18 protein-coding genes, 3 pseudogenes and 1 riboswitch are annotated in these 26,753 nt (G+C 40.1%); of the genes and pseudogenes, 5 read left to right on the top strand and 16 right to left on the bottom strand.

The genetic code is table 11. The features are described 5' to 3' along the window. Window positions 1-172 precede the first annotated feature (172 nt). Window positions 173-694 (top strand): annotated as a pseudogene (locus DSY56_RS05940) (biotin--[acetyl-CoA-carboxylase] ligase); the annotation flags it as partial. A 156-nt stretch (window positions 695-850) separates the two neighbouring features. Beyond that, a pseudogene (locus tag DSY56_RS05935) lies at window positions 851-1,363 on the top strand (transposase); the annotation flags it as partial. A gap of 54 nt (window positions 1,364-1,417) precedes the next feature. Here the strand turns inward: DSY56_RS05935 and DSY56_RS11860 are convergent. Then, a complete protein-coding gene (locus DSY56_RS11860; RefSeq protein ID WP_160109913.1) occupies window positions 1,418-2,626 on the bottom strand; it encodes a G5 domain-containing protein in 1,209 nt (402 codons plus the stop codon). Between the two features lie 78 nt (window positions 2,627-2,704). Further along, a pseudogene (locus DSY56_RS05920) lies at window positions 2,705-7,721 on the bottom strand (endo-beta-N-acetylglucosaminidase). A gap of 303 nt (window positions 7,722-8,024) precedes the next feature. On the opposite strand from DSY56_RS05920, the gene DSY56_RS05915 reads away from it, so the two are divergent. After that, window positions 8,025-9,656 (top strand): Na/Pi cotransporter family protein, encoded by a 1,632-nt coding sequence (locus tag DSY56_RS05915; protein ID WP_112444448.1) that lies wholly within the window; start codon window positions 8,025-8,027, stop codon window positions 9,654-9,656. A gap of 368 nt (window positions 9,657-10,024) precedes the next feature. On the opposite strand, the gene DSY56_RS05910 is transcribed toward DSY56_RS05915, so the two are convergent. The 13 genes from DSY56_RS05910 to DSY56_RS05850 form a co-directional block, all read right to left on the bottom strand. Further along, the gene (locus DSY56_RS05910; RefSeq protein WP_112444446.1) at window positions 10,025-11,632 is read right to left on the bottom strand and encodes a CTP synthase; all 1,608 of its coding nucleotides are present in this window, start codon (window positions 11,630-11,632) and stop codon (window positions 10,025-10,027) included. A 128-nt stretch (window positions 11,633-11,760) separates the two neighbouring features. After that, entirely contained in the window at window positions 11,761-11,886 is a 126-nt protein-coding gene (locus DSY56_RS12575; RefSeq protein ID WP_000693061.1) for a hypothetical protein, read from the bottom strand. 135 nt (window positions 11,887-12,021) lie between these two features. Continuing rightward, entirely contained in the window at window positions 12,022-12,609 is a 588-nt protein-coding gene (gene rpoE / locus DSY56_RS05905; protein WP_173233508.1) for a DNA-directed RNA polymerase subunit delta, read from the bottom strand. A gap of 127 nt (window positions 12,610-12,736) precedes the next feature. Continuing rightward, complete coding sequence (locus DSY56_RS05900; protein WP_173233514.1) at window positions 12,737-13,186, bottom strand: GNAT family N-acetyltransferase; 450 nt, start codon at window positions 13,184-13,186, stop codon at window positions 12,737-12,739. A 4-nt stretch (window positions 13,187-13,190) separates the two neighbouring features. After that, window positions 13,191-13,610 carry a chromosome partitioning protein ParB gene (locus DSY56_RS05895; RefSeq protein WP_112444440.1) on the bottom strand — a complete coding sequence of 140 codons (420 nt, stop codon included), beginning with the start codon at window positions 13,608-13,610 and terminating at the stop codon, window positions 13,191-13,193. Between the two features lie 27 nt (window positions 13,611-13,637). Beyond that, window positions 13,638-14,288 (bottom strand): phosphatase PAP2 family protein, encoded by a 651-nt coding sequence (locus tag DSY56_RS05890; RefSeq protein ID WP_112444438.1) that lies wholly within the window; start codon window positions 14,286-14,288, stop codon window positions 13,638-13,640. Continuing rightward, window positions 14,278-14,841, bottom strand: a complete 564-nt coding sequence (locus DSY56_RS05885; RefSeq protein ID WP_000185834.1) for an ECF transporter S component — start codon at window positions 14,839-14,841, stop codon at window positions 14,278-14,280. The genes DSY56_RS05890 and DSY56_RS05885 overlap by 11 nt, the downstream gene beginning before the upstream one ends. Before the next feature lie 163 nt (window positions 14,842-15,004). Then, a riboswitch (FMN riboswitch) is annotated at window positions 15,005-15,223 on the bottom strand. A gap of 53 nt (window positions 15,224-15,276) precedes the next feature. Beyond that, window positions 15,277-15,780, bottom strand: coding sequence for a tRNA (cytidine(34)-2'-O)-methyltransferase (locus DSY56_RS05880; protein ID WP_000181383.1), 504 nt, complete (start codon window positions 15,778-15,780; stop codon window positions 15,277-15,279). A 283-nt stretch (window positions 15,781-16,063) separates the two neighbouring features. After that, window positions 16,064-16,576, bottom strand: coding sequence for a GNAT family N-acetyltransferase (locus DSY56_RS05875; protein ID WP_112444436.1), 513 nt, complete (start codon window positions 16,574-16,576; stop codon window positions 16,064-16,066). A gap of 316 nt (window positions 16,577-16,892) precedes the next feature. Continuing rightward, window positions 16,893-17,723 (bottom strand): energy-coupling factor transporter transmembrane component T family protein, encoded by an 831-nt coding sequence (locus tag DSY56_RS05870; RefSeq protein ID WP_112444435.1) that lies wholly within the window; start codon window positions 17,721-17,723, stop codon window positions 16,893-16,895. Next, window positions 17,708-19,390, bottom strand: a complete 1,683-nt coding sequence (locus tag DSY56_RS05865; RefSeq protein WP_112444433.1) for an ABC transporter ATP-binding protein — start codon at window positions 19,388-19,390, stop codon at window positions 17,708-17,710. Before DSY56_RS05865 ends, DSY56_RS05870 begins: the two co-directional genes overlap by 16 nt. A 282-nt stretch (window positions 19,391-19,672) precedes the next feature. Next, a complete protein-coding gene (locus DSY56_RS05855) occupies window positions 19,673-20,221 on the bottom strand; it encodes an ECF-type riboflavin transporter substrate-binding protein (protein ID WP_112444431.1) in 549 nt (182 codons plus the stop codon). Between the two features lie 18 nt (window positions 20,222-20,239). Beyond that, window positions 20,240-21,088, bottom strand: a complete 849-nt coding sequence (locus DSY56_RS05850) for an SAM hydrolase/SAM-dependent halogenase family protein (RefSeq protein ID WP_112444429.1) — start codon at window positions 21,086-21,088, stop codon at window positions 20,240-20,242. Window positions 21,089-21,276: 188 nt separating this feature from the next. Here DSY56_RS05850 and trkA point away from each other — a divergent pair, with 188 nt between their 5' ends. Both trkA and DSY56_RS05840 read left to right on the top strand, forming a co-directional pair. After that, on the top strand, window positions 21,277-22,626 hold the full coding sequence (trkA, locus tag DSY56_RS05845) for a Trk system potassium transporter TrkA (protein ID WP_112444427.1): 1,350 nt from the start codon (window positions 21,277-21,279) through the stop codon (window positions 22,624-22,626). A 3-nt stretch (window positions 22,627-22,629) separates the two neighbouring features. Then, window positions 22,630-24,069, top strand: a complete 1,440-nt coding sequence (locus DSY56_RS05840) for a TrkH family potassium uptake protein (RefSeq protein ID WP_112444425.1) — start codon at window positions 22,630-22,632, stop codon at window positions 24,067-24,069. Between the two features lie 330 nt (window positions 24,070-24,399). On the opposite strand, the gene pflB is transcribed toward DSY56_RS05840, so the two are convergent. Beyond that, window positions 24,400-26,724 (bottom strand): formate C-acetyltransferase, encoded by a 2,325-nt coding sequence (pflB, locus tag DSY56_RS05835; protein ID WP_000260631.1) that lies wholly within the window; start codon window positions 26,722-26,724, stop codon window positions 24,400-24,402. Window positions 26,725-26,753: the final 29 nt, after the last annotated feature.

Below are 26,753 nucleotides of genomic sequence, written 5' to 3'. Positions count from 1 at the left end.
ATATCACACTTTGGGAATATAAGGAAAGATTTCACAATATTTTTCGATATTTAATCTCCATGGTAACTTCTCAAAGTAACTTCCACTTGGATGACCAAAGTGGAAATTAGTCTAAAACGGATTTTTATGGTGGAATTAAGTATGAGACGTTTGAGTTAGAAATGAGGTCCACTATGACAAAATAGCATCCTACACACTACTTGTAGCTGGAGCTATCTACAAAGCTATTAAGAACCTAACTTTAATAGATGTCGACATAAAATGGGTCAACGATATCTACCTCAAAAATCATAAAATTGGAGGAATCCTTACTGAAGCAATGACCTCTGTAGAAACTGGCTTAGTCACAGATATCATTATTGGAGTAGGTATCAATTTCACTATTAAAGACTTCCCTCAGGAATTAAAAGAAAAAGCTGATAGTTTATTTAAAGTACCAGCACCTATAACAAGAAATGAATTAATTATCGAAATATGGCGTGCTTTCTTCGAAACACCAGCAGAAGAGCTATTATACCTATACAAAAAACAGTCATTCGTTCTTGGAAAAGAAGTCACTTTCACACTAGGGCAAAAAGACTACAAGAGACTTGCTAAAGATATCTCTGAAAGTGGTAAACTTTTAGTTCAATGTGATAACGGAAAAGAAATCTGGCTAAATAGCGGAGAAATTTCACTAAAAACTTGGAAATAATAGTAAAGTTATATAACAAAAAATAAACTATATAAAAAGAAAGAAATTTGTCCTTTCTAGAGCTTAGCTTTTCAGCTATATAATATTTGTAGTGGGTAAATCCCCTATGGATATTATGGAGCCTATTTTGTTGTAGAAAAAAGTCCCATAAGATTTATACAAAACATGAATCAATTTGAGCGAAAATCCCATGAATACAAGGCTATCAAGCGCTACTGGAAGCTCATTCAACAGGATAGTCGTAAACTCAGTGATAAGCGTTTTTATCGCCCTACTTTTCGTATGCACTTAACCAATAAAGAAATCCTAGACAAGCTTTTGAGCTATTCAGAAGACTTGAAACACCACTATCAGCTCTATCAGCTCTTGCTTTTTCACTTTCAGAATAAGGAAGCTGACAAATTTTTCGGTCTCATTGAAGACAATCTAAAGAAGGTCCATCCTCTTTTTCAGACTGTCTTTAAAACCTTTCTAAAGAACAAAGAGAAAATCGTCAACGCTCTTCAACTCTCCTATTCAAACGCCAAACTGGAAGCAACCAATAATCTTATCAAACTTATCAAGCGCAATGCCTTTGGTTTTCGGAACTTTGAAAACTTCAAAAAACGGATTTTTATCGCTCTGAACATCAAAAAAGAAAGGACGAAATTTGTCCTTTCTCGATCATAGCTTTTCTTCAACCCACTACAGTTGACAAAGAGCCCAAAGGTATCTCTTTAAAGATTAATTATCTTCCGTTTTGCGTTTAGTCGCAGCCAAACCAAGAACAGAAGTGAGTGTTAACGCACCTAACAAATTCATAGCAACTGAGTCAGATCCACCTGTGTTTGGTAAAACTTTTTTGCCAGTCAAGTTAGTTCGAGAATTATCACCTGTCTGAATCTCACCTTCAACATTAACGTCGTTTGGTTTATTTGTGTTATTTGTATTAGTCAATTTAGACGAATTTTTATATTCTGAAGTACTTGGTGTGACATCACCGTTCTCAGGGGTTACCGTATAAGATGTAGTGCGTTTCACAACATCGTTTCCGACTTTAGTAAAAACCACATCACCTTTAGTCCCAACTTCAACAACCTTCTTCTCCATCGGAACATAATTTTCAACAGTAGTTGGATTACTCAAATCACCAGTGAACTTATTGACTTCATAAGTCGTTACATTTTCACGCAAACCTTCTTTACCATTAGATTTAATATTTCTAACACCGTAATTCAAAGTGTTATTAGCAACATATTCGGTCTCTACAGCTATTTTGGAAATAGGAACCCTCTCCACATTACCAACTTTAATGATTTTTGAAATAGCTTCTTTTTCGACAGATTCAGTAAAAAGATATTCAGACGAAGAACCTCGATAATTAACACCAACTTTGGAAATGATAGTTCGAGGTAAAATAACAGTCCCGTCATCCTTATAAATAGGCTCTTCAATATTATCGTCAATCAAGATTTTCTTATGGGTGCGAGTCTCAGCTAGGATTTCATCATAAGTGGCTGGATAATTAGAGTCCCACCCTCCCGTACTCCCATCACCATAATGTTCTTTAAGTTTAGACCTATTATCTTTGATCACTTCATAAGGTCGATAGACGATTTCGTTAAGATTATCACCTAAACTATAGATTGGTGATGAACTAAGACCATGTTCGATATCAAAGATTTGTTTACCACTCTCACCTTGTCTACCATCTTCATGGTCACCTTTTGTCAAATTTGAATCACCTTCATAAATAGTATCATAATCATAATAATTGACAACTTCAATACTATGAAAATTTTCAGCCGCATAAACAGTCCCATAATCGTCATTCATAATAAAATTGACACCATCGACAAGACCAATACTCAACAAACCAACAGCTACACTAAAAAGTCCAACTGTCAATTTTCTTAAAGCATATTTTTTGCGCAAAGTATACCCACTAAACATCTTATTTTTCATAAATACAAAACCTTTCAAAAAAATAATTTTAAAGTTATTATACCAAAAAAAAAAAAAATCTTTTATTTAATCTTCATCTTCTTTTTTTCTGTTTCAATGTCAAGGCTAAACTAGCAAAGCCAAGGCTGGCCAATCCTGCTATTAAGACTTCATTTGTAGCAACTGTCCCTGTATTTGGCAATTGTTTGCTTGCTTCTTCTGATTTAACTGCTGTATTTTGAGCTGATTTTTCCTGTGTAGCTACTACTGCTGGTTCTATTTTTACTTTTGTTCCAATTTCAACAATTTCTGGAATCGCTTCTTGGATGACTTCTGTTGAACGAAGGCGACGCTGACCGTTCCCATCAACTTCAAAGACATGTCTCAACAGACCATCTCGTCCCTGTATGATGACTCGTTGTTCCCCAACTAGCATATCAGCATTTTCATGCTCTTGACGGTCAAAAGCAACCTTTTCCTCTTGAACTTCCAATTTAGGAGCCTTTTGTTTATCAGAAGGAGGTTGATTAGTAGGTTTTGAAAGGACTGTGTTTTGTTGTTCTGGTTTAGTTGAGATAGTAACAAGGTCATTTGCACCATTAGATTCTACTCGTGGTTTTTCAGCAGATTCATAAACAAAGGCATAATGAGTAAAGTGTGGTGCTGTAAAGATGACATGACTATCCGTTTGTTCAAAAGCCAATTCTACTGCTTCTTTGCCTTCAGGTAAGAAGAAGACTTTCTTCACTTTCTTATCTTTTTCAATTGGAATTTTCACAATAGAAGCGTAAGAGAGATCAACGTCTTGACCTTTTTCATCTAGACCTTCTATTTCAAAGACATGAGCATCTTCTCCAGCAAAGTATTTCTTCTCTTCATCACTTGCTTGAACACGCTCTACTTTCAAGCCCTTGATGACAGTCTTTTCTTTATTTGAGAAGTGTACTTCAACATCTGTTTTACTATCAGAAAAGACTGCTGGTTTGTCTTCTTTCAATAAGGCAACCAGATCTTTCAAACTCTGTTTCGCTGTTGCAAGCTCTTCTGGACTCAAATCTACTTTTTCAACCAAGGCCTTGTTTTTCTCAAGAAGAGGAGCTAGGGCGGAACCTGAAGGATGGTTTGGTTTTGAAGTTAAGAGTTCTTGAGCCTCACCTGTTAAGCGATCGAGTTCTGTCTTTTCTTCCGTAAATTTCTCTTGACCATTCAGAGCTTTATGAGCTTCTGTCAATTTATTAAGTCGGTCATTAACCTGATCTTGGGTGCTAGTTTCATGGTCTTTCAACACTTGTTCAGCCGCTTCAATTGCTTTCAAGAAGGCTTCTTTTACTTCTGGTAAAGCAAAGTTATAGACCACCTTGTTCTTAGCCGCTTCAACTTCTGCTAATTTTTGTTTAAGGTACTCATCGTTCAATGCTGCTTTTGGAGATACCAAAACATCAAAGTTGACTTTATGACCTTGGTAACGAAGAGTCAAGGTTTGACGACCAGTCTTTTGAGCATGGTAACCAGTAATTTCAACTCCCTCATCAGTAAAGGAATGTTCTTCCATGGTGTCATTGCTATAAGCCACTGCAAAGCGTCCTTCAGACAAGTCTAAGCTATCACCAACTAGGTAATCTTTTTTCGGTTCCTGACTCACTTCAATTCCCAAAATAGTTTTCGGACTTGCTTCATCTTGGCTAGTGACAGTCACTGACAACTTCGCATTTACTGGTTGTCCCAAATATTGTAAAGTAAGATTTTGTTCTCCCTTATGATGCGTATCAAAGCCTGATACTGATACACCTGCGTGAGTTAGGCGAATGAGCTCGTCCTCAGCTCCTCCTTCATACTGAACTCGAAGAACACCACCTCTAAGGTCCAAATCCTCCCCTTCGGCGTAGCTTGTTTTCTTAGGTTCTGTTTCTAGGCTGACTGACTTGATTCTTCTGTCATCTTTTGGAACAGAAACTGCTAGGACATTACTAATTTCCTTGCCTGGCAACTGGGTACGATAGTAAAGAAGACCAGATTGATTTGTCAAATCCAATGGTGCACTTGCTAGGTCTCCTCCAACTTCGCTCTTCAAGGTTGCAAGCGGAGTTTGAGAATTTGGATTATCATAAACGGTAATGGTAGCTCCAGCTGGTACATCTGCAAAGCCAACTTGTACCTTGTTATTGCCTAAAGTACGAGCTGCAGTCTTGGCCATCGGAATATTGACACTTTCTGTATCAAGCTTTTCATACATTTTCCAGTTATAGATACGAATAGCCTTCCATGGAGTTCCATTGTCAGAAGTGACAACATTCAAGCGCCAATCTTGAGCTGTGATTGGTTTATCAAGGGTAATATCTGTAACATGGGCTTTATTGCCACGGACTTCCTTAGCCAACTTCCATTGACCATCCGCATCTTTATAATAGAGGTCAAAATCTTTGGTGTTCATCAAACCGTCGTTTACAGATTCTCCACCAGCTCCAGCATGGTCCATCACCCATCTAACAACTGTACGTGGCTGGGTCAAACGAATATCCACACTACCACTTAATTGTCCAGAAGACCACTTGTCTGACAGACTGGTAATGGTACCATTCAACATGCCTTCTATGCCTTCCCCACCTTCTGTTTTAGGGAAGGTACTATCAATAACTGTTGCACCTGGTACGATATTTTCAGCTAATGGTTTTGGTAGGCTGGTATCTTTTACAGTCATGCCCCAATCAAAGGTTGTGGTTGCAGCTTCTGAACGAACTCCATTTTTACCGACTGCTACAACTTTCAGTTCTTGAGTTGTACCTTGAGCACTTGCTGAACGGCTAACTTTTGGTAGATAAATAGTTGTAGAAGATGAGCCAGTTAGTAATTTCCAGCTGTCTCCATCTTTTTCGTAAACTTCATAGAAATCTGCATCCTTGTTGCCTTTAAATTGCACGACTGCTTCTGCTTCTTGGGCATTTTTTAGGACTTGTTTGGCTACAGCTACTGTGGTTGGTGCCTGAGGAGCATCTTGATTATTGCTGATGGTCAATTGCCCCAAGTTAAATTGATAACCTTTTAAGTCTTTATCATTTTCAAAATAGAGTTTAATACCGTAAATTGTTTTACCTGCCAAGGCACTCAAATCAAAATCATCGGTAGTCCAGTTATCTGAAACTGTCAATTCTTTACGGGCAGCTTCATCACCGTAGGTATAATCTTTCTTGGTTGCAAATTCTACATAAACCTTGGTCCCTTTGCCTCCTTTGTGGGCAACATGCAATTTGGTGGTATCTGTCACCTTCAAGCGAGTAGAGTACAAATTCACATCTTGCTTGGTCGCACCTGAAAGATCCCCTGCAAATTTGAGAGAAGTTCCACCATTATAAGCATCTTCAAAATCATAGCTTGCTTTCAACTTATCGCCAGTTGATTTTTGCCACCAGCGCCATGTTGGAAGAACACCTGAAACTGAACGGTAATTCCACTCAGAATCCTTAGAAACCTTACCATCTACGAACCATTTTCTACCATGACCTGTATTAAAAGAAGTAGTAAAAGTATTACCTACTGCTGGCGTACGGTCCGCAACTAGGTTAGCAATCCCATACCAATCTTTATCACCTGGTTTTTGGCCAGTAGGATCACCTTGGTAACCTGTAAAGAAGATATCTTCATTCTTATGATAATCTTCACCAGTTTTTCCTAAACTTGTAATGGTATCTGGGGCGAACAAACCAAGAGAAAGGCGTAATTTCCCATTTTCATCTAAAATGTCATTCCACTTAACCTTGGTCTTGTAGGAACCACCCTGTTGCAATTCCAAACCTGCAAATACATCATAAGGATTACGACCAATCCAGTTGGCAGTTGCAATAGTGTAATCATTTTTAGCCTTATCCCAGTTAAAGTTAGCAAAGAAGTTATCTGCTGGAACCTTATCTCCCTCAGGTTGCATGAATTGGTAGTTGTATTCTCCCAAACCATCTTGGTGGTAACGTCCATAGTTATAGGTCATAGCATCGTACCAAGAATACTTGATTGGATGGTTTACCTTAGCAGCATACTCCTTGGTATAGAGCATAAACTGGCGCATCTTTTCTCCAAGAGGTTCAACCAAATCCCCAGTTGTTTCTTGGTTGATGAAATAGCCATCATAGCCATAATACTTGGCCATATCCACCAATTTACGGGCAATTGGGAAGCTACCATCTGAGTCTTGCTTCAAAGCTTCAGCGAATTTTTCTTGATCTGCAATACTATTAGACCAGTTGAAGAAGAGTGTACCATATACAGGAACCCCGTTACGGTGACCTGCATCAATAACGTCAGGCGTTGGTACGAGACCTTCCCAGAAGACCATTGAATCTAGATATTGCCAATAGTCAAAAGCATAGGCCTTGAACTCTTCTCCACCAACAGAAGCATGGTCTTTTGCTTTAGAATTGGTGTTTGATAGGGCTTGAACTTTTGCTTCCTTGCTAGCTTTTTCATTAACCAAATGACCTGTCCGACGTGAAGCGAGGGCGACAGACCCGCGGTTAATAGCATCATCTTCACGAGCACCTGGTTCCCATTTTAACAATTCTTCCCAAGAATTAAATTTGATTTCCTTTGGTTTTAATGTTTTGTCCGTATTTTTAGGGACATCTGGCTGGACTTCTTTTTCAGTCTTATTAGCTTCTGCTGCTGGCTTAGACTCATCTCCTTGGCTAGTTGCTTCAGGCTTTGCTTCCGTTTCCTTGTCAGACTTTGGTTTTGCTTCTGCAGATGGTGTTTCTGCAGCCACCTCACTTGGTTTTTCCTCTGATTTAGCTACGCTTACTGCCTCTGCAGTTTCAGTAGTTGCAGCTTCATTGCTTGCTGGCGAAGCAGTGTCAGATGCTGTCGCTACTCCTTCTGCCTTTTCTGGCTTATTTTCTCTAGCATGTTCTCCTTCATTCTGCTGATCAACTTCATTGGCCGAATGCTCACTCTCCCCTGAAACAAGCTCTGTATTGACTCCGCTATTTTCAGGAACTGCAGTTTCTTCTGCCAAGGCTGGACCAGCAAATAAAACAGCCCCAATCATCAGCGAGCAGGCTCCTACTGATAACTTACGAATACTGTACCGACAACGTCTTTCAAAAAATGAATTCTTCATTTTCTCCTCCTAAAAGATTGATTTTATTATTTTAAAGAAAGCGCTTAACTTTCTTCGTAAAATTTTTATCCCAATCACAGGGATTAAGATAATTTCTCCCTAATTTTAAAATATTTCTTTTAAATGTCAATATATAAAAGGAAATATCTATATCTAGGTTAGAAATTGGTAAAATTAATATAATTAAGGCCTTTTCTCACGAATTTTCTTTCTAAAATCTTAGCTTAACACTTGTTAGATTTACTTTTATCCTTTAAAATAGAATAGGAGAAATTCCGTTATTATTTTTCGGAGGAAAAAGAAATGTCCATTAATTGGCAGGAAATTTTATTTCACTTTTTAGGTGGTCTGGGACTATTCTTATATAGTATCAAGACCATGGGAGACGGTTTGCAGCAAGCTGCTGGAGATCGCCTTCGTTTTTACATTGACAAGTATACTAGTAATCCTTTCTTTGGAGTTCTGGTTGGTATTGGGATGACTGCTCTAATTCAGTCTAGTTCTGGTGTAACAGTTATCACAGTCGGTCTGGTCAGTGCCGGTCTCCTAACCTTACGTCAGGCTATCGGGATTGTCATGGGGGCTAATATTGGGACAACAGTCACATCCTTTCTTATTGGGTTTAAACTAGGTGACTATGCCCTGCCTATGCTCTTTATCGGTGCTGTCTGCCTCTTCTTTACAAAAAATCGGACAGTCAATAATATCGGACGCATCCTCTTTGGTGTCGGTGGTATCTTTTTTGCCCTCAATCTCATGAGTGGCGCAATGGCTCCACTCAAAGATTTACAGGTCTTTAAAGACTATATGATTGAGCTAAGTAAGAATCCTGTTTTGGGTGTCTTTGTCGGTACCGGCTTGACCTTACTGATTCAAGCTTCCTCGGCTACCATCGGGATTTTACAAAACCTCTACGCCAGCAACCTCATTGACCTGCAAGGAGCTTTGCCAGTTCTATTTGGTGACAATATCGGGACAACCATTACAGCCATCATTGCCTCTTTAGGTGCTAATATTGCAGCTAAACGGGTAGCAGGTGCCCATGTCGCCTTTAACGTGATTGGTACGGTTATCTGTATTGTCTTCCTTGTACCTTTCACTGGCTTGATTCATTGGTTTGAATCTACGCTAAATCTAGCACCGGAAATGACCATCGCCTTTGCTCATGGAACCTTTAATATTACCAATACCATTGTCCAATTTCCATTTATCGGAGCTCTGGCTTACTTTGTAACCAAGATTATTCCTGGAGAGGACGAGATTGTCAAATACGAACCCTTATATCTTGATGAACATTTCATCAAACAAGCCCCATCTATCGCTCTCGGAAATGCTAAGAAAGAGCTCTTGCACTTAGGAAACTACGCTGCTAAAGCCTTTGACCTTTCCTATAAGTATATCATTGACTTGGATGAAAAAGTTGCTGAAAAAGGGCATAAAACCGAAGAAGCAATTAACACCATCGATGAGCAATTAACACGTTATCTCATTGCCCTTTCAAGCGAAGCTCTCAGTCAAAAAGAAAGCGAAGTACTCACCAATATCCTTGATTCCTCCCGTGATTTGGAACGGATTGGAGACCACGCGGAGGCTCTACTCAATCTGACTGACTATCTTCAACGGAAAAATGTTGAATTTTCTGATGCCGCCTTGAAAGAATTAGAGGAAGTTTACCGCCAAACTAGTGACTTTATCAAAGATGCTCTGGATAGTGTGGAAAACAATGATATTGAAAAAGCACGCAGTCTTGTAGAACGTCATGAAGCAATCAATAAGATAGAACGTGTTCTCAGAAAAACCCACATCAAACGCCTCAATAAAGGCGAATGTTCAACACAAGCTGGGGTAAACTTTATCGATATCATCTCACACTACACTCGTGTATCAGACCACGCTATGAACCTTGCTGAAAAGGTTTTTGCAGAACAAATCTAAAAACCAAGAAGCTATCCTGAATGGGATGGCTTTTTGCTTTTCCTAAGCAAGACTAGGCTGAATGAAACTGAGAGAGTATTCTGCAGATATAGTGGATTAAATTAAAAAAGTATAGTGTATTGAATCTATAACAGTACACCTTGACTGCTAAAATATTTCTAGAAATTGATTTGGCTTTCCGAATTAATTTGTTCAGATTTTATTTCACTTCAATATACTGATAAATCCATTCACTAGCACAGGGCAAGAGGGAGTCGCTATTGATTTCAACGGTAGCAGGTACATACAGAGGACTCCTAACTCAGATATACTGCAATATCATTGTATGCAAAAAACCTCTGAGATTCTTCTCAAAGGTTCTGATTTTGCTAATTGCTGTTCTCAACCGCTGCAGTAATAAAGGCAGTGTAGAGTTCTTCTGGACGATTTGGACGACTTGACAGTTCAGGGTGATACTGACACGCTACAAAGAATTTATTTTCAGGAATTTCCACGATTTCTACCAGACGATTGTCTGGAGACACTCCTGAAAAGACAAAGCCTGCTGCCTCAAACTGCTCACGGAATGCATTGTTAAACTCATAGCGGTGACGGTGACGGCGTTGCACCACTTCTTGATTGTGATATGCAGCTGCTGCCTTAGAGCCACGTTTCAACTTAGATGGATAAAGCCCCAAACGAAGGGTGCCCCCCATATCCTCAACATCAATCTGATCACGCATAATATCAATGATAGGGTATTTTGTTTCTGGTGCAAGCTCTGCAGAATTGGCACCTTCGAGACCTAAAACGTGACGAGCAAATTCGATACAAGTCAACTGCATTCCCAAGCAGACACCTAACATTGGAACATCCTTTTCACGCGCATAGCGAATGGCTTGGATTTTCCCTTCCGTACCACGTTGACCAAAACCACCTGGTACAATGATTCCGTCCGCATCAGACAAAAGCTCTGCCACATTCTCTGCTGTCACATCATTGGCATTAATCCAATTGATTTTAACTTCTGCGTCATTGGCATAACCAGAGTGTTTCAAGGCTTCAACCACAGAAATGTAGGCATCTTGCAACTCAACATACTTACCGACAAGGGAAATCTTGACTTGTTTCTTAAGGTTCATGACCTTGTCCACCATGGCTGACCATTCTGTCATATCCGCTACTGGTGCATCTAATTTCAGGTGGTCACAAACAATTTGGTCCATACCTTGAGCCTGCAAGTTCAATGGAATTTGGTAAAGGTGTTCAACATCCAACGATTCGATAACGGCTTCTGGTGCCACATCACAGAACTGGGCTAGTTTGTTTTTAATTCCTTGACCAGCCGGCTCTTCTGTACGAATAACCAACATATTTGGTTGGATTCCCAATCCACGCAATTCTTTTACAGAGTGTTGAGTTGGTTTGGTCTTCATTTCACCAGCAGCCTTGAGGTAAGGAAGCAAGGTTGTATGGATGTACATAACATTATCCGCCCCCACATCTGCCTTCATCTGACGAAGGGCCTCTAAGAATGGCAAGGACTCGATATCTCCTACTGTTCCACCAACCTCTGTGATAATGACATCAGAGTCGGTCGTTAGAGCGGCACGCTTGATTTTTTCTTTCAAAGCATCTGTGATATGAGGAATGACCTGAACGGTTGCCCCAAGGTATTCTCCACGGCGTTCTTTACGAAGCACTTCACTGTAAATTTTACCAGTTGTCACGTTGGAATATTTGTTGAGATTGATATCGATGAAACGTTCATAGTGACCCAAGTCCAAATCTGTCTCAGCTCCGTCATCTGTCACAAAAACTTCCCCGTGCTGGTAAGGACTCATAGTTCCCGGATCAATATTGATATAAGGGTCAAACTTTTGAATGGTTACTTTGAGACCACGATTTTTCAAGAGACGACCCAGACTCGCTGCGACAATCCCTTTCCCAATAGACGACACCACACCACCAGTTACAAAAATATATTTCGTAGACATAGATTCCTCTTTCTAAAATGCTCAAGGTCTTGCTAACTACGTGGGGACATAGAAAACAAGACCCTACTAATAAGAATAATCTGGGACAACTGCACCAGATTCACAACTAATACTCTTCGAAAATCTCTTCAAACCGCGTCAACGTCGCCTTGCCGTAGATATGTGTTCCTGACTTTGTCAGTCTTATCTACAACCTCAAAACAGTGTTTTGAGCAACCTGCGGCTAGTTTCCTAGTTTGCTCTTTGATTTTCATTGAGTATAAAATACAAGAAGATAACTTCTTGAAAAAACAAAAATAGCTCCCTAAGAACTAGGGAGCCCCGACCTCTAAAAGAGGTGCCCGAACAATATGATACCTAAAAATAGGATAATTGTCAATACCTAACTTTTATTCCTCGCTGGTTTCAGCATCATCTTCTGAGAACTCGTCATCCTCCTCGTTGAGATCCACGTCTTCACCCAAGTCATCAGGGGCGATTTCGTTGATTTCTGCATCATAAGCTTCCACTTCATTTTTCTCATCATCTGGATTTTCATCATCATATGAAAGAGCTGGATCTGCTTCGTATGCATCTTCGTCTTCTGGATCATCTGCATTGTAGTCAATAGCATCTGAATCGCCGTCCATAAAGGCATTGACGCGTTTTTTCTTAGCTTTTGGTGCCACTTCATCGTCATCATTTTCTTCAAGAGCGATGATTTCTTCGTCAATTTCGTCCACACCATACCATGAACGAAGCCCCCATTTGTTGTCTCCAAGCGAGATGAAGCTACCATCAAAGTTCAACTCTGTGTAGAACAAAGGCAAGGCTTCACGGATATCGCTGTTTGATGTTCCAAGGTAGTTTTGAATTTCGTTTACAAGATCGCTAAAATGCATCTCATGATCACGACCACGAAGTTCCAAGATAGCACGCGCTACCTCAATCATAGATAGTTCACTTTTTTCTTGCCCAGTAAATACTTCTAATTCCAAAGCGTTTCTCCTCATTTATACTACTATCGCCAGAGCGAACAGACTCTGACCTCATTTTATCATTTACTCTTTATTTTACGATAATTTTGCGGAATAGTCAAAGGTTAAGGGGGAGAAAGTGGCAGGATTAGACTAATTTCAGTACAAAACTCCTTCCTTTTTCTGTTGCTCCATTTTCCACAAATCCAAGCGACTTGAAACACCTCCTAGAAGCATGATTGTAGGTGTAGATTTCCTTGACTCTCAATTCTTTCCATCCTTTTACTCGAGCCAATTCAATCAAAGTACTTAGAATCTTTTTTCCAAGTCCTCGATGTTGGTAAGCGGAATTCCCAATCACAATGGGGAGATTATCCTGAGATAGTGTAACATCCCCAATTGGAAACCATTCTCCCTTCTCCTTGACTTCAATCCAAAAAAGTTCACCATGCTGATCCAAATAGGAATACATGGCTTCCAAAGTTTCTTGACTATAAGGAAGCTTCACCCCATCTACGAGGTAAACCAAGTCCACATTCTGATACCAAGCAAAAGCTTCCTCACAATGATTGACCTTACAATAAGGAACAAGACGCAGTGCATTATCTATTTGTAAGATCTCTTTCATCTGCTTTCCTTTTCAATAAGAGAGTTGCTGCTTGATTAAAACCATCACACCAGTTATACCATTTTGCTTCATACTCATCTTGAGCTAAGATATGATTTTTTAAATCCAGAACAGAGTAAATCTTTCTTTCCTCACAAGCTTGCGCATAGAGATGATATAGTTCATCACCGCCGTCTCTATCCCACTCAGCAGAAATCGTATCCCGACCTGCCAATAAAGCCTGATAAGCCCTGTGATGCCCATCTGTAATCAACAAGCAATCTCCGAACGCAAGAATACTGATTGGAGCAACATTGATTATTTCTGCCGACTGATAAAGTGTCTGGATGCCTGCTAGTTTCTTTTCTGATAAGTATAGTTGAGTCGGATGGAGATCTTTTATATTGACTTTCATTTCTTTCTCCTCAAGGGAATTCGATACTCACTTCTGCTTGCCTTTAAATCGCCATTGGAAGCGGAGCTTGTCATAGAAGGGAAACTCTATAAACAGGACTCCCAAGCCCACACAGAGACTGGCAAGAACGTCTGATGGATAATGAACTCCCAGATAGACCCTTGATACCAACACACTGACTAGGTAGAGGCCAAGGACGATTTGTACGATTTTTCTCTCGACCGAATCTTTAATCCGCTGACTAAGAATAACAATCAGAGAACCGACCATCAAGGTTACAGCCAGAGAATGGCCACTTGGGAAGGAAAATCCCTTCTCATCTACCAAGTGTAAAATAGCTGGTCGTGGGCGCTGGTAAATATTTTTAAAGGTCACGATTAAAAGACCTGCCAAAGCCAGATTTCCCAGCATGAAGAAACTTTCTATCTTCCACCGCTTACGATAAAAGACAAAAGCTGTAATAACAACCCAAGTGATAATCACCGGAATATCAATCAAGCGTGTGATGGCTCGGAAAAGAATAGTCAAATAATCTGGTAAGTCTCCTCGAACGGCAGTCTGTATCGGTTGGTCAAAACCGACCAGCGTTTCAGGGTAAAATTTGACCATGTAGCCAAGAATAACGAAAAGTAAAAGGGCAAAACTGCCCTTCATTAAAAATGTTTGTTTATCTTTCATAGTGTTTTAAGGTTGGTTTCAAAAGGACGTACAACAACCAGAATGAAACGGAAAAGATTACACCCTCAATCAAGTTAAAAGGTAATACCATGGTCATTAGGTAGTTGGACAGTCCCAAAATTTTTCCAATATCAAAGTTAGCAAACTTAGCGTACAAAGGAACAGCATAAACATAGTTGAGAACCAACATAGCCACGGTCAAGCCAATAGTTCCAGCTAGAGATCCTAGTAGGAAACGAAGGGTTGTCCGTTCCTTTTTCCAAATCAAAGCAAATACGATGACAAAAACTCCCAAAGCTACGATATTCATTGGCAAACCAATGTAAGTATTCACTCCCTGGCTGTTAAGAAGCAATTTCAAGAGTGAGCGAAGCAAGAGAACTCCTAGAGCAGCAGGCAAATCCATGACCACCAAGCCCACAAGGACTGGCAAGATACTAAATTCGATCTTGAGGAAAGATGCCGCTGGCAAAAGCGGAAAGTCAAAGTACATCAGCACAAATGAAATGGCTGATAGAATTGCAATGGTCGAAAGTCGACGTGTGTTTGTCATAACAGGTTCCTCCAATTTTCTATAAAATCAGAAGAAGTTAGAAAGGATTTCTCTATCTATTCTATCTTTTTATATCCCAAAAGTTCCCTCTCACTCTACTAAGGAAATTCAAGCAAGCGGTTACAGTTTAGCTATAAATCTATCAGAACAGACAAAGCTATTCTTTCGTCTTCTCCCATCCAGACTATACTGTCGGTTGTGGAATCTCACCACATCAGCTTACGCTCGCGGACTTATTTAGCTAAGATATTTTAGATTTATCTAGGCGTCGCAGTCAAAGATAATACTTAAAGTATATCGAGACAAGACAACGACGAGAAAGCTAAAATAGATAGTCAAATTTACCGCCGGTCGGGAATTTCACCCTGCCCTGAAGACTCTTTTATCATAACAAAAAACGCTTGCAAGCGCAAGCATTTTGTTCATTTTCATTTTTTATTTCAATTTATCCACTTCATAGGTATGAACAAGCTCAAGACCTGCAAAGTTCTGCTGGCGAAGAGCTTCGTAGACAATCATGCAGACGGTATTAGACACATTGAGACTGCGGACATGTTCATCATTCATAGGAATACGGAGAGCCTTTTCAGGATGTTCTCGCATAAAGTCCTCAGGTAAACCCTTGTCTTCACGTCCAAAGAGAAAATAATGGTCTTCGTTAGTCGATAAATCCACATCAGAATACACTTTCTCAGCAAATTTAGAAATCAGATAAAGTTTGCCCTTCATCTGAGACATGAAATCCTCCAAACTCTCGTAAAAATAAATTTCTAGCTTATCCCAATAATCCAATCCAGCTCGCTTCATCTTGCGGTCGTCAATAGGAAAGCCCATTGGCTTGATGATGTGGAGGGGAGAATTGGTCGCAGCGCAAGTACGCGCGATATTGCCTGTATTTTGTGGAATTTGTGGTTCAAATAATACAATGTGATTTGTCATGACTTGCTTCCTTTCACCATTGCAAAAAAATAGCCACACTGCCCGGAGTCAAGCTCAGCAAACAGCGTGGTTAAGGCATCGTTAACTTACCTCACAACAGGTTTGAAGTAAATCAGCGAAACTACTTTCTTAGTATAACACTTTCAGAATCATTGTCAATAGAAACGACTTGATTTTTTCAATTTTTTCAAGCTATTTCTTGGGGGTTCTAGGAGAAAATTCTTAAATATCTGCAAAAATTGCTTACTCTTTTATACCTATCTGTGGACTGGGAATGATGATATTATGACCTCGTTATTTCAAATACTGCTGTATGAAGCCACTCATTATGAATTTGTAAGTCATTTTCTATAACCCTACTAAAGATGAAGCCATTTTTTAAAAGCACCTTCTGAGAGGCTAGATTACCTGTTGCCGTTCCTGCAATGATTCTATTGAAACCATAAGTCGTGAAGGATTTTTCTAAAACGAGTTTAACCGCTTCGCTGGCATAACCTAAATTGCTAACATTTTCCCCAATCCTATACCCAAGCTCTGCTGTTTTTCGATTATTCTCTAAAACACTTAAATTGATTCTTCCGACCATAACTCCTTGTGCATCTCTAATAAGATGCATGTAGACATCATGATTCTCTTGTTCCCTTAACAATTCCCTCGTAATTTCTTTAAAACCTTCTAAATCAAAATAGTTAGCTGGTCTAGGAGGTAAATTCCGCTCAAAATACTCTTGATTCTCTTTTTCAAAAAAATAGACGTCTAAACTATTTTCTTCAGACAACAGCTCTAAACTTATCATTGTAAATCATCTCCCGTCATTATATACATTCAATATTTTCCCATGTTTATACAAAATGAAATTAACACGATTTAAATTAAATACTTTTACTATTTTATATCGTCTCTACATTGTGACACTGAACTTAGTTAAAAATGATTATATTTGAATAACTTTGATTTTGTAGTGTAAATTCTACTATAAAGTGTACAAACTAATTCATATTTTATCAAAAAGTTTCAAGCATACAATTATTAACTTTATTTCTCATACAATCTATCAATAAAAAGTTATAGAATAATTTCTCTTCACTTATCTAATAAAAACTTTGACAATATTATTTCCAAGGGTTGTAAAATCGTCCCTGATTCTGCAAGATAAGTAGTAAACTAGCTACTAAAAAAGCAGCTGCCAAGAGCAAGGTAATATAATCTCCTTTTTTCAAGGCCTGATAACTATACCAAGTCCGTTTTTTCTCTTTCCCAAAGCGTCGAAGCTCCATAGCTGTAGCAATGGTATCAATGCGTTCTAGCGAGCTAAAAATCAAGGGTGTAATAATGCGCAGATTTCCTTTGATTCGTTGCATAAGAGAAGCCTTCTTGGATAATTCCATCCCACGCGCTTCCTGAGACATCTTGATGGTAAAGAATTCTTCCTGCAAATCTGGAATATAGCGCAAGGTCAGGCTGACTGAATAGGCAATCTTGTAAGGCACACCAATTTGATTTAAACTAGAAGCAAACTGACTAGGATGAGTTGTCATCAAAAAGATAATAGCCAGAGGAATGGTGCAAAGATACTTAATGGCTAGATTTAGAAGATAAAAGAGCTCTTGGCTGGTCAGAGTGTAGGCTCCGATTCCCTGCCAAATCACACTTCTCTCTCCGTAAAGTCCAACCCCATACTCGGGAGAAAAGAGATAGACCATCAAGACATTCAAAATCGCAAATACCGTCGCAAAAACGGCCACAAAGGAAACATCTTTAAAACGGATTTCTGACAAATAGAGGAAAAAGACCGAAAAGATAGCAATCAGAACAAGCAGTCTGGTATCATAGCTAATCATGGCCGCCAATGACACGAGGATGAAAAAGAGGAGTTTACCAGCTCCTGACAAGCGATGAATCGCAGTATCTCTATGCTGGTAACCAATTAATTTTGCTTGCATCCTTCTCTCCTTTCTTTGTAAAATGCCGTTAAAGCAAGTGGATCCACGTCGAGTTTCTTAGCCAAGTTGAAGATAGAAGTTTCTTTTAGATTGGCTTTTACTAACAGCTCAGGATTGCTCAACAAACTAGCTGGATCGGTATCGGCAATCAGTTCCCCATCCACCATGACAAAGGCCCGGTCTGAATAATCCAGCATCAATTGCATATCATGGGTAATCATGACAATGGTATGCCCTTGTTGATGCAACTCTTCGAGAAATTCCATAATCTCAGTATAGTTCTTCTGGTCTTGACCTGCAGTTGGTTCATCTAAGAGGATAATTTCAGCTCCTAAAACCAAAATCGAGGCAATAGTGACACGTTTTTTCTGTCCAAACGAAAGGGCAGAAATAGGCCAATTACGGAATTCATAAAGACCACAGATTTTCAAAGTTTCATAGACTCTCGTTTCAATTTCCTGCTCGTCCACACCTCGCAAACGAAGTCCCAGAGCCACCTCATCAAAAATCATATTGGTTGAAATCATTTGATTAGGATTTTGCAGCACATAGCCTACTCGTTCCGCCCGCTCTGCAACAGAATCTTCTTTGATCTCCTGCCCTTCCCACAGATAGCGACCTTCCGTCTGGATAAAGCTACTTATGGCCTTGGCTAGGGTTGATTTCCCTGCTCCATTTTTCCCGACAATGGCAATCTTTTCGCCCTTTTTAATATCCAGATAAATGGATTTTAAAATCGGTCTATCATCATAAGAAAAAGACAAATCCTCTAATTTAAAGAGTGACTGCAATTCTACGGTTTCTTTTGCCAGTTCATTCTGCAACTGAACCTGACCTTTTGAGATAGACAAGTTATCCAGATCTGCTAATTGTTCTTCCTTGACTAAATCCACACCCAATTGACGGAGAGTGGTTAGATAAAGGGGTTCCCGAATTCCATTGTGTGTCAATAAATCAGTCGCTAGTAACTGATCAGGGCTCCCATTAAATAGGATATGACCATCATTAATCAAGACAATCCGATCCACAGGGCGATGCAGAACATCCTCCAAACGGTGCTCGATAATAAGAGTCGTCGTCCCCTCTTCCTTATGAATCTGGTCAATCAATTCGATAATATCCTGACCTGACTTGGGATCCAGATTGGCGAGTGGCTCATCAAACAAAAGAATCGGACTCTCATCAATCAAGACACCAGCTAGACTAACTCGCTGCTTTTGTCCACCAGACAAATCCTGAGGTCTCTGAGCTAGTAAATCAAGAAGGTCCAGCTTTTCAGCCCATTTATGAACACGATTTTTCATCTCATCTAGTGCTGTTACATCATTTTCTAGAGCAAAAGCCAAGTCCTCTGCCACGGATAACCCGATAAACTGCCCATCTGTATCCTGCAAAACTGTGCTGACTAGATGAGATTTATCATAGATGCTCATATCAAATGCTGCTTGCCCCTTGATCAAAAATTCTCCAGACATCTGACCCTTGTAAATATTGGGAATAATCCCATTCAAACATTGACCCAAGGTCGACTTACCTGACCCAGATGGCCCAACAATTAAGACTTTCTCTCCCTTATAAATGGTCAAGTCCACCCCTTGCAAGGTTGGTTCTTGTTGCGTTTCATACTGGAAAGAGAAATCCTTCCACTCAATTATAGCTTCTTTCATCTTACTCTCTTCATTCGCTTCTTCTACTCAATGAAAATCAAAGAGCAAACCAGGAAGCTAGCCGTAGGTTGCTCAAAACACTGTTTTGAGGTTGCAGATAGAGCTGACGCGGTTTAAAGAGATTTTCGCAGAGTATTAGACTTCTATTTTATCATAAATCGAACCCTTCTTGCAGACTCTTCTCTTAAAAACTTAGCGCCAAAAAGATTCCTATCCCAGCTTGCTTGCCTGACTAGTCTATAAACATCGAAAAAGACTGGTTGCCCAGCCTTTTCCTTTATGTTAATCCTTTTTCAAACTTCCTGAACGAGTCTGCGTACGTGAATAAGCTAGCAAGAGAAGGGTACCTGCAATAGCTACAGTTACAGCATTAGCAATTCCAGCAACAATCCCTTGGGCAAATACTTTTTCTGCCGCTTCTTGATAAATCACAACATCTCCAAGTGGTGCCAAGACACCCCAAACAAGGGCATTTGCAACAATCTGAATGAGGTTAAAGAAGACAATATCCTTCAACTCAAAAACACCCTGTGTTACTCGAATGTATTTTCTAAAGAGTCCGACAGCTAGACCAAAGAGACCACTAGCAATAATCCAAGTCCACCAAAGACCGTAGCCAGCAAGAGAGTCCTTGATTGCATGACCAATCAACCCGACAAGCAAACCGATAATCGGTCCAAAAATAATAGAAAGTAGCGCTTGTACCGCATACTGAAGCTGGATGCTTGTATTGGGAACAGGGGTCGGAATGTTGATCATCCCGATGACGACAAAGAGGGCAGCGCCAATTCCGACAGCAACAACTTGTTTAATTGTAAATTTGATTTCCATACTATTTATTCTCCTATTTTATCCTTCTATTTTCTTTATTTCAATGGTCCAAGATGAACCGACACCCACATTATAGGCCTTGGCAAAAGAACCTTGGTTGATAGCCAGACCTAAACGATAGAGAGAGTTGATGTAAAGGATGGGTTGCCCAATTCTCACATCCGCAAATGATTTGCCATAAACAACCTGATTTTGATAGACCAGCATATCAGCGTGATAGATAGTCACTTCAAAACGGTCACCAAAGTCTGGTTCCAGTTTGTAAAATTCTTCTCGCGTGATAGAGGTCCAAAGCGAACCAAAACGCACATCCAGAATATCAATAGCTCCCTTCACCAAATGATCTTCAATGATGGTCTCTACGACTGGAAGCTCTACAATATGGTCTACACTGAGCTCTGGCCCCACTTCCTCAAAAGTAATGTGACCGCTGGCCAGTTTAGCACCAGTATAAGCATAAACATCACGACCGTGGAAGGTATAAGAATGCTCTGTGTTTTGACGTCTATTGGCCACTTCAGAAATTTCACGAATAGCTACAATGCCAACGTGTTTCTTGATAAAAGAAAGCGTTCCATTATCTGGCGTGACAATGTATTGATTTTTTGCAGTCTTGGCAACCACACTCTTACGTTTCGAGCCGACACCTGGATCGACAACCGATACAAAAGTCGTTCCCTCAGGCCAGTAATCCACCGTCTGAAAGAGACGATAGCTCCCCTCAAAAATATTATAAGGCGTGATATCGTGCGTCAAGTGATGGATTTTTAAGGTTGGAGACTCTTCTAAAGCCACTCCAATCATAGCCGATACCGCACCATCAACCAGACCAAAGTCTGATTGTAATACCAGTAAATTATTATTCATTTTATCTCCTTGTATATCCTTTATCATACCATATTTCAGAGAAAGGTGCTAATAGCTATTTCAATTGATTAGGGTATAGTTTTACCTTATAGCAAATTTCCTACTAAAAACTCTGGTGATTAGCTAGTAGGTGCATTTTTTCTTGAAAAAAGGTATGATAGTTACATCATGAAAAAGTAGGTTTTATTATGAAAATTATCCTTGTCGGAGGGGGAAAAGTTGGTTTTGCCCTCTGTCGCTCCTTGGTTGCAGAAAAGCATGATGTTTTGCTGATTGAGCAAGACGAAGCTGTCCTCAATCATATTGTTAATCGCTTTGATATCATGGGTATCCTTGGTAACGGGGCCGATTTTACCATCCTTGAGCAAGCCAGTGTCCAGGATTGTGATATCTTTATCGCCCTGACTGAATACGATGAAGTGAACATGATTGCAGCCGTTCTAGCCAAAAAAATGGGAGCTAAAGAGACCATCGTTCGGGTGCGGAACCCTGAATATTCTAACTCTTATTTCAAGGAAAAGAATATTCTCGGTTTTTCTCTTATCGTTAACCCTGAGCTCTTGGCTGCCCGCGCTATCGCGAATATCATTGACTTCCCCAACGCCCTATCTGTCGAACGTTTCTTTGGGGGACGGGTCAGCTTGATGGAATTCACTGTAAAATCTTCCAGTGGTCTTTGCCAAATGCCCATTTCTGATTTTCGGAAAAAATTTGGCAATGTCATTGTATGTGCGATAGAGAGGGATCATCAAATTATCATTCCAAGCGGTGACATGACTGTACAGGATAAAGATAGAATCTTTGTCACTGGTAACCGTGTTGACATGATGCTCTTCCATAATTATTTCAAGTCTCGTGCCGTGAAGAGCCTTCTCATTGTTGGAGCTGGTAGAATTGCCTATTATCTACTAGGTATCCTCAAAGACAGTCGTATCGATACCAAGGTTATTGAAATCAATCCTGAAATCGCTAGCTTCTTTAGCGAGAAATTTCCAAATCTTCATATCGTCCAAGGAGATGGTACTGCAAAAGATATCCTGCTAGAAGAAAGTGCTCAACACTATGATGCCGTTGCGACTCTAACAGGAGTCGATGAGGAAAATCTGATTACTTCGATGTTCCTTGACAGAGTAGGTGTACAGAAAAATATTACCAAGGTCAATCGAACCAGTCTACTCGAGATTATCAATGCGCCTGATTTTTCAAGTATCATCACACCTAAAAGCATCGCTGTAGATACAATCATGCACTTTATTCGTGGTCGGGTTAATGCCCAGTATTCAGACCTTCAAGCCATGCACCATCTAGCCAATGGTCAAATCGAAACTCTGCAATTCCATATCAAGGAAGCTAATAAGATGACTGCCAAACCTCTTTCTCAACTGAAATTGAAAAAAGGGGTTCTTATTGCAGCCATCATTCGAAAGGGCAAGACTATTTTCCCTACCGGGGAGGATATGTTGGAAGTTGGAGACAAGCTCCTAGTAACAACCTTGTTGCCAAACATCACCAAGATTTATGACTTGATCGCGAGGTAAGAAATGAATAAAAGTATGATTCGTTACCTCCTTTCAAAATTACTTTTGATTGAAGCTGTTCTTCTTTTGGTTCCTGTGTCTGTCGCTATCTATTACCGTGAATCGAGCCAAGTCTTTACAGCTCTCTTTACAACGATTGGGATTCTCGTATTACTAGGCGGTTCAGGAATTTTACAAAAGCCCAAAAATCAACGGATTTATGCCAAGGAGGGAGTCTTGATTGTGGCCCTCTGTTGGATCCTTTGGTCTTTCTTTGGTGGTCTCCCCTTTGTCTTTGCTAGACAAATTCCCAGCGTTATCGATGCCTTTTTTGAAATCAGTTCTGGCTTTACAACTACTGGAGCAACTATTTTGAACGACGTTTCGGTTCTCAGTCGTTCCCTCCTCTTCTGGCGAAGTTTTACCCACTTGATTGGAGGGATGGGAGTGCTTGTTTTTGCACTTGCTATTATGGATAATGCCAAAAATAGCCACCTAGAGGTGATGAAGGCTGAGGTTCCTGGCCCTGTTTTCGGTAAAGTAGTATCCAAGCTAAAAAATACTGCCCAGATTCTCTATCTCCTTTATCTAGCTCTCTTCTCCCTCTTTGTCATCATCTATTATCTGGCTGGCATGCCCCTATTTGATAGTTTTGTCATTGCCATGGGAACAGCAGGTACAGGAGGATTTACCGTCTATAACGACGGAATTGCTCACTATGGTAGCTCACTGATTACCTATCTAGTTAGTATAGGAGTTCTAGTTTTTGGGGTAAATTTCAATCTCTACTACTTCCTTATGCTCCGTCGCATCAAGGCCTTCTTTAGAGATGAAGAGCTTAGGGCTTACTTGGTCATCGTGCTGGTTTCTACAGGCTTGATTAGCCTTAATACCCTCTATCTCTACCCAGGATTTTCAAAGAGCTTTGAAATGGCCTTCTTCCAAGTTTCCAACATCATTACAACAACTGGTTTTGGATATGGAGATATTACCAACTGGCCCCTCTTCTCCCAGTTTATCCTCCTCTTTCTCATGGCAATCGGTGGCTCTGCTGGATCAACCGCAGGTGGACTCAAGGTTATTCGAGGCCTCATCCTTTCAAAAATTGCCAAAAACCAGATTTTGTCAATCCTATCGCCCCACCGTGTTTTGACCCTCCATGTTAATAAAACGGTGATTGATAAAGATACCCAGCATAAGATTCTCAAGTACTTTGTCATCTATGCTATGATTTTGCTAGCACTTATCTTTATTGTCAGCCTAGATAGCAATGATTTCCTAGTCGTTACCAGTGCTGTCTTTAGCTGCTTCAATAATATCGGGCCTATCCTAGGAACCACTTCTAGTTTCTCAATCTTTAGTCCCATCTCAAAAATTCTCCTCTCCTTTGCAATGATTGCAGGTCGTTTGGAGATTTACCCAATCCTCCTTCTCTTTATGAAGAGAACTTGGTCTAAGAGATAAAATACAACCACACCTTGTGTCTTACAAAGTGTGGTGTTTTTATTTTCATACTCTTCGAAAATAAAATTCAAACCACGTCAGCTTCGCCTTGCCGTATATGTGTGACTGACTTTGTCAGTCTTATCTACAACCTCAAAGCGGTGCTTTGAGCAACCTGCGGCTAGTTTGCTCTTTGATTTTCATTGAGTATCAAATACCTCCCGCAACTCAACAAGTATCTTTGAATCCCGGTCAGACATTTCAGTACCTGACTTAAGGAATTTAAGATCCCAAAAAACAACCCTCAGTCGACTGACCGAGGGTTCCTTATTTCATTACTTAAACACTTGATTAGCTCAATGCATCCAAGGCGTCATCCATTGAAAGAACTTCGTGGAAGACACGTTGTGTCAATTCAGTTTTTTGTTCTGGAGTGAGGTATTTAGTGTTTACACAGTATCCAGAGATACGTACGATAACGTCTTCGCCTGACATGATTTTTTCGTAAACATCGTTCAAGTCCATAACGTTCAAGTTAACGTGTTGTCCACCGTTTTCAAAGTAACCATCAAGGATTGTTACCAAGTTATCAACTTGTTCGTCACGAGTCTTACCAAGAGCGCGAGGTGAAACTTGAGTAGTCAATGAGATACCATCAGCTGCATAACTAAAGTCAAGGCTAGAAAGTGAGTTCAAGTTTTGCAACCAGCCACCTTTAGCTTTGTTAGATGGGTTAGCACCTGGTGAGAAGAATTCAAGTTTAGACAAGTTTACAGAACCATCTTCGTTGAGGTATACACCTTTGTGGACTGGTGAGTTACCAGTTTGTTTAGAGTAAGCAACGTTAGATGTGATTGTCAAAAGTGATACAGTAGCTTCTGCGTCTTTATAAAGTTTGTGGCTACGTAGACGAGTTGTGTAAGCTTCGATCAACCATTCTGCCAATTCGTTTGAACGTGGGTCATCTTCACCCCAACGTGGGTATTCACCGATTGTTTCGTAATCGTAGATGTAGCCATTTTCGTCACGGATTGGTTTAACTGTAGCGTATTTGATAGCTGACAATGTATCAACAGTGTTGGCAAATCCACAGATACCGAATCCCATGTTAGCGCGTTGTTTAGTTGGCAAGAAGGCCATTTGAACAGCTTCGTAATTGTACTTATCAGTCATATAGTGGATGATATTCAAAGCATCTACGTAAGTGTCAGTCAACCAGTCAAGAGATTTTTCAAAGTTAGCTTTAACTGATTCAAATTCAAGAACTTCGTCACGGATTGGTTCGATGTCAAATACTTTGTAGTCTTTGTGAACATCGTCGTAACCACCGTTCAAACCAGTAAGAAGGGCTTTCAATACGTTTACACGCGCACCGAAGTACTGGATGTTGTGGCGTTGTTCTTCATTTTCTGGGTCAAGTGGAGACACACAGCATGAGATACAGCTCATTTCACCATATCCGTCTTTAGCCATTGTTGTTACACCTTCGTATTGGATAGAAGAGTGTTTGTGGCTCATGTGCATACAGTAGCGACGGAAGTTGTATGGCAATTTGTCAGTCCAAAGAACTGTCAAGTTTGGTTCTGGAGAGTTACCGATGTTGTCAAGAGTGTTCAAGAAACGGTAGTCCATCTTAGTAACACGGTGACGACCGTCGTTACCCATACCAGCCATAGAAGTTGTGATGAAAGTTGGGTCACCTGAGTACAATTGGTCGTAAGCTTTTGTACGAGCAAATTTAACTGTACGAAGTTTCATAACGAAATCATCAACGAATTCTTGGATTTCTGATTCAGTAAATGTACCACGAGCAAGGTCACGTTCTGCAAAGATGTCCAATACGATTGGTACACGACCTAGAGATGTAGCAGCACCGTTGATAACACGGCAGACAGACATGAAAGCGATGTTAACCCATTGGATCGCTTCTTTAACGTTCATCGCTGGTTTGCGAACATCAACTCCGTAAAGGTCACCCAAGCGAACAACTTGTTGCAATGCTTGGTATTGAAGGTTGATTTCTTCACGAAGACGGATTGTTTCTTCATCGATTTCTTCAATTGCATTCCAGTCGTTTACTTTTTCTTGCATCAAGTAGTCTGCACCGTAAAGAGCAAGACGTGCGTAAACACCGATGATACGTCCGCGTGAGTATGCATCTGGAAGACCAGTTACAGTGTGTGCGTGACGAGCGCGACGGATGTTTGAAGTGTAGGCACGGAAGATACCGTCGTTAACTGTTGTTACGTATTTAGTAAAGATTTCGTGAACAGCTGGATCTGGTTCGTATCCATTTTCTTTCAAAGTAGTTTCAGCCATACGGATACCACCTTTTGGCATGAAGTTCAATTTGAAGAGTTCATCGTTTTGGATACCGAAGATAACTTCATTTTCTTTATCGATAAATCCTGCTGGAATGTCAGCGATAGATGTTGGACGAGTGTCCATTGGGAAACGAGTTTCTTCGTAGTGAGCTTTAGTTTCTTCTACAATTTTTTTGATGTGAAGTGAACGTTCTGTTGGTCCTGCAAGGAAGCTTTCGTCTCCATCGTAAGGTGTGTAGTTAGCTTGTACAAAGCGTGATACACTTGCTTTTTCTTTCCAATCTACGCCTTTGAAGCCTTCCCAAGCTTTGTCAAAAATATCTTGTGCTTCAACAACTGTTTTAACAACCATGTTAATGTCCTCTTTTTTCTTTCTAGTAA

The sequence above is a fragment of the Streptococcus sp. 596553 genome (assembly GCF_900411395.1).
GTDB lineage: Bacteria > Bacillota > Bacilli > Lactobacillales > Streptococcaceae > Streptococcus > Streptococcus mitis_BA.
Note: the sequence above shows the minus strand (reverse complement) of the source record. Positions and strands in the feature narration are given on the sequence as shown.

Bases quoted from the DNA above. Each gene is read 5' to 3' on its own strand.
- DSY56_RS11860 (WP_160109913.1), bottom strand. From the start codon at position 2,626: ATGTTTAGTGGGTATACTTTGCGCAAAAAATATGCTTTAAGAAAATTG.
- DSY56_RS05915 (WP_112444448.1), top strand. From the start codon at position 8,025: ATGTCCATTAATTGGCAGGAAATTTTATTTCACTTTTTAGGTGGTCTG.
- DSY56_RS05910 (WP_112444446.1), bottom strand. From the start codon at position 11,632: ATGTCTACGAAATATATTTTTGTAACTGGTGGTGTGGTGTCGTCTATT.
- DSY56_RS12575 (WP_000693061.1), bottom strand. From the start codon at position 11,886: ATGAAAATCAAAGAGCAAACTAGGAAACTAGCCGCAGGTTGCTCAAAA.
- DSY56_RS05895 (WP_112444440.1), bottom strand. From the start codon at position 13,610: ATGAAAGTCAATATAAAAGATCTCCATCCGACTCAACTATACTTATCA.
- DSY56_RS05890 (WP_112444438.1), bottom strand. From the start codon at position 14,288: ATGAAAGATAAACAAACATTTTTAATGAAGGGCAGTTTTGCCCTTTTA.
- DSY56_RS05885 (WP_000185834.1), bottom strand. From the start codon at position 14,841: ATGACAAACACACGTCGACTTTCGACCATTGCAATTCTATCAGCCATT.
- DSY56_RS05880 (WP_000181383.1), bottom strand. From the start codon at position 15,780: ATGACAAATCACATTGTATTATTTGAACCACAAATTCCACAAAATACA.
- DSY56_RS05875 (WP_112444436.1), bottom strand. From the start codon at position 16,576: ATGATAAGTTTAGAGCTGTTGTCTGAAGAAAATAGTTTAGACGTCTAT.
- DSY56_RS05870 (WP_112444435.1), bottom strand. From the start codon at position 17,723: ATGCAAGCAAAATTAATTGGTTACCAGCATAGAGATACTGCGATTCAT.
- DSY56_RS05865 (WP_112444433.1), bottom strand. From the start codon at position 19,390: ATGAAAGAAGCTATAATTGAGTGGAAGGATTTCTCTTTCCAGTATGAA.
- DSY56_RS05855 (WP_112444431.1), bottom strand. From the start codon at position 20,221: ATGGAAATCAAATTTACAATTAAACAAGTTGTTGCTGTCGGAATTGGC.
- DSY56_RS05850 (WP_112444429.1), bottom strand. From the start codon at position 21,088: ATGAATAATAATTTACTGGTATTACAATCAGACTTTGGTCTGGTTGAT.
- trkA (WP_112444427.1), top strand. From the start codon at position 21,277: ATGAAAATTATCCTTGTCGGAGGGGGAAAAGTTGGTTTTGCCCTCTGT.
- DSY56_RS05840 (WP_112444425.1), top strand. From the start codon at position 22,630: ATGAATAAAAGTATGATTCGTTACCTCCTTTCAAAATTACTTTTGATT.
- pflB (WP_000260631.1), bottom strand. From the start codon at position 26,724: ATGGTTGTTAAAACAGTTGTTGAAGCACAAGATATTTTTGACAAAGCT.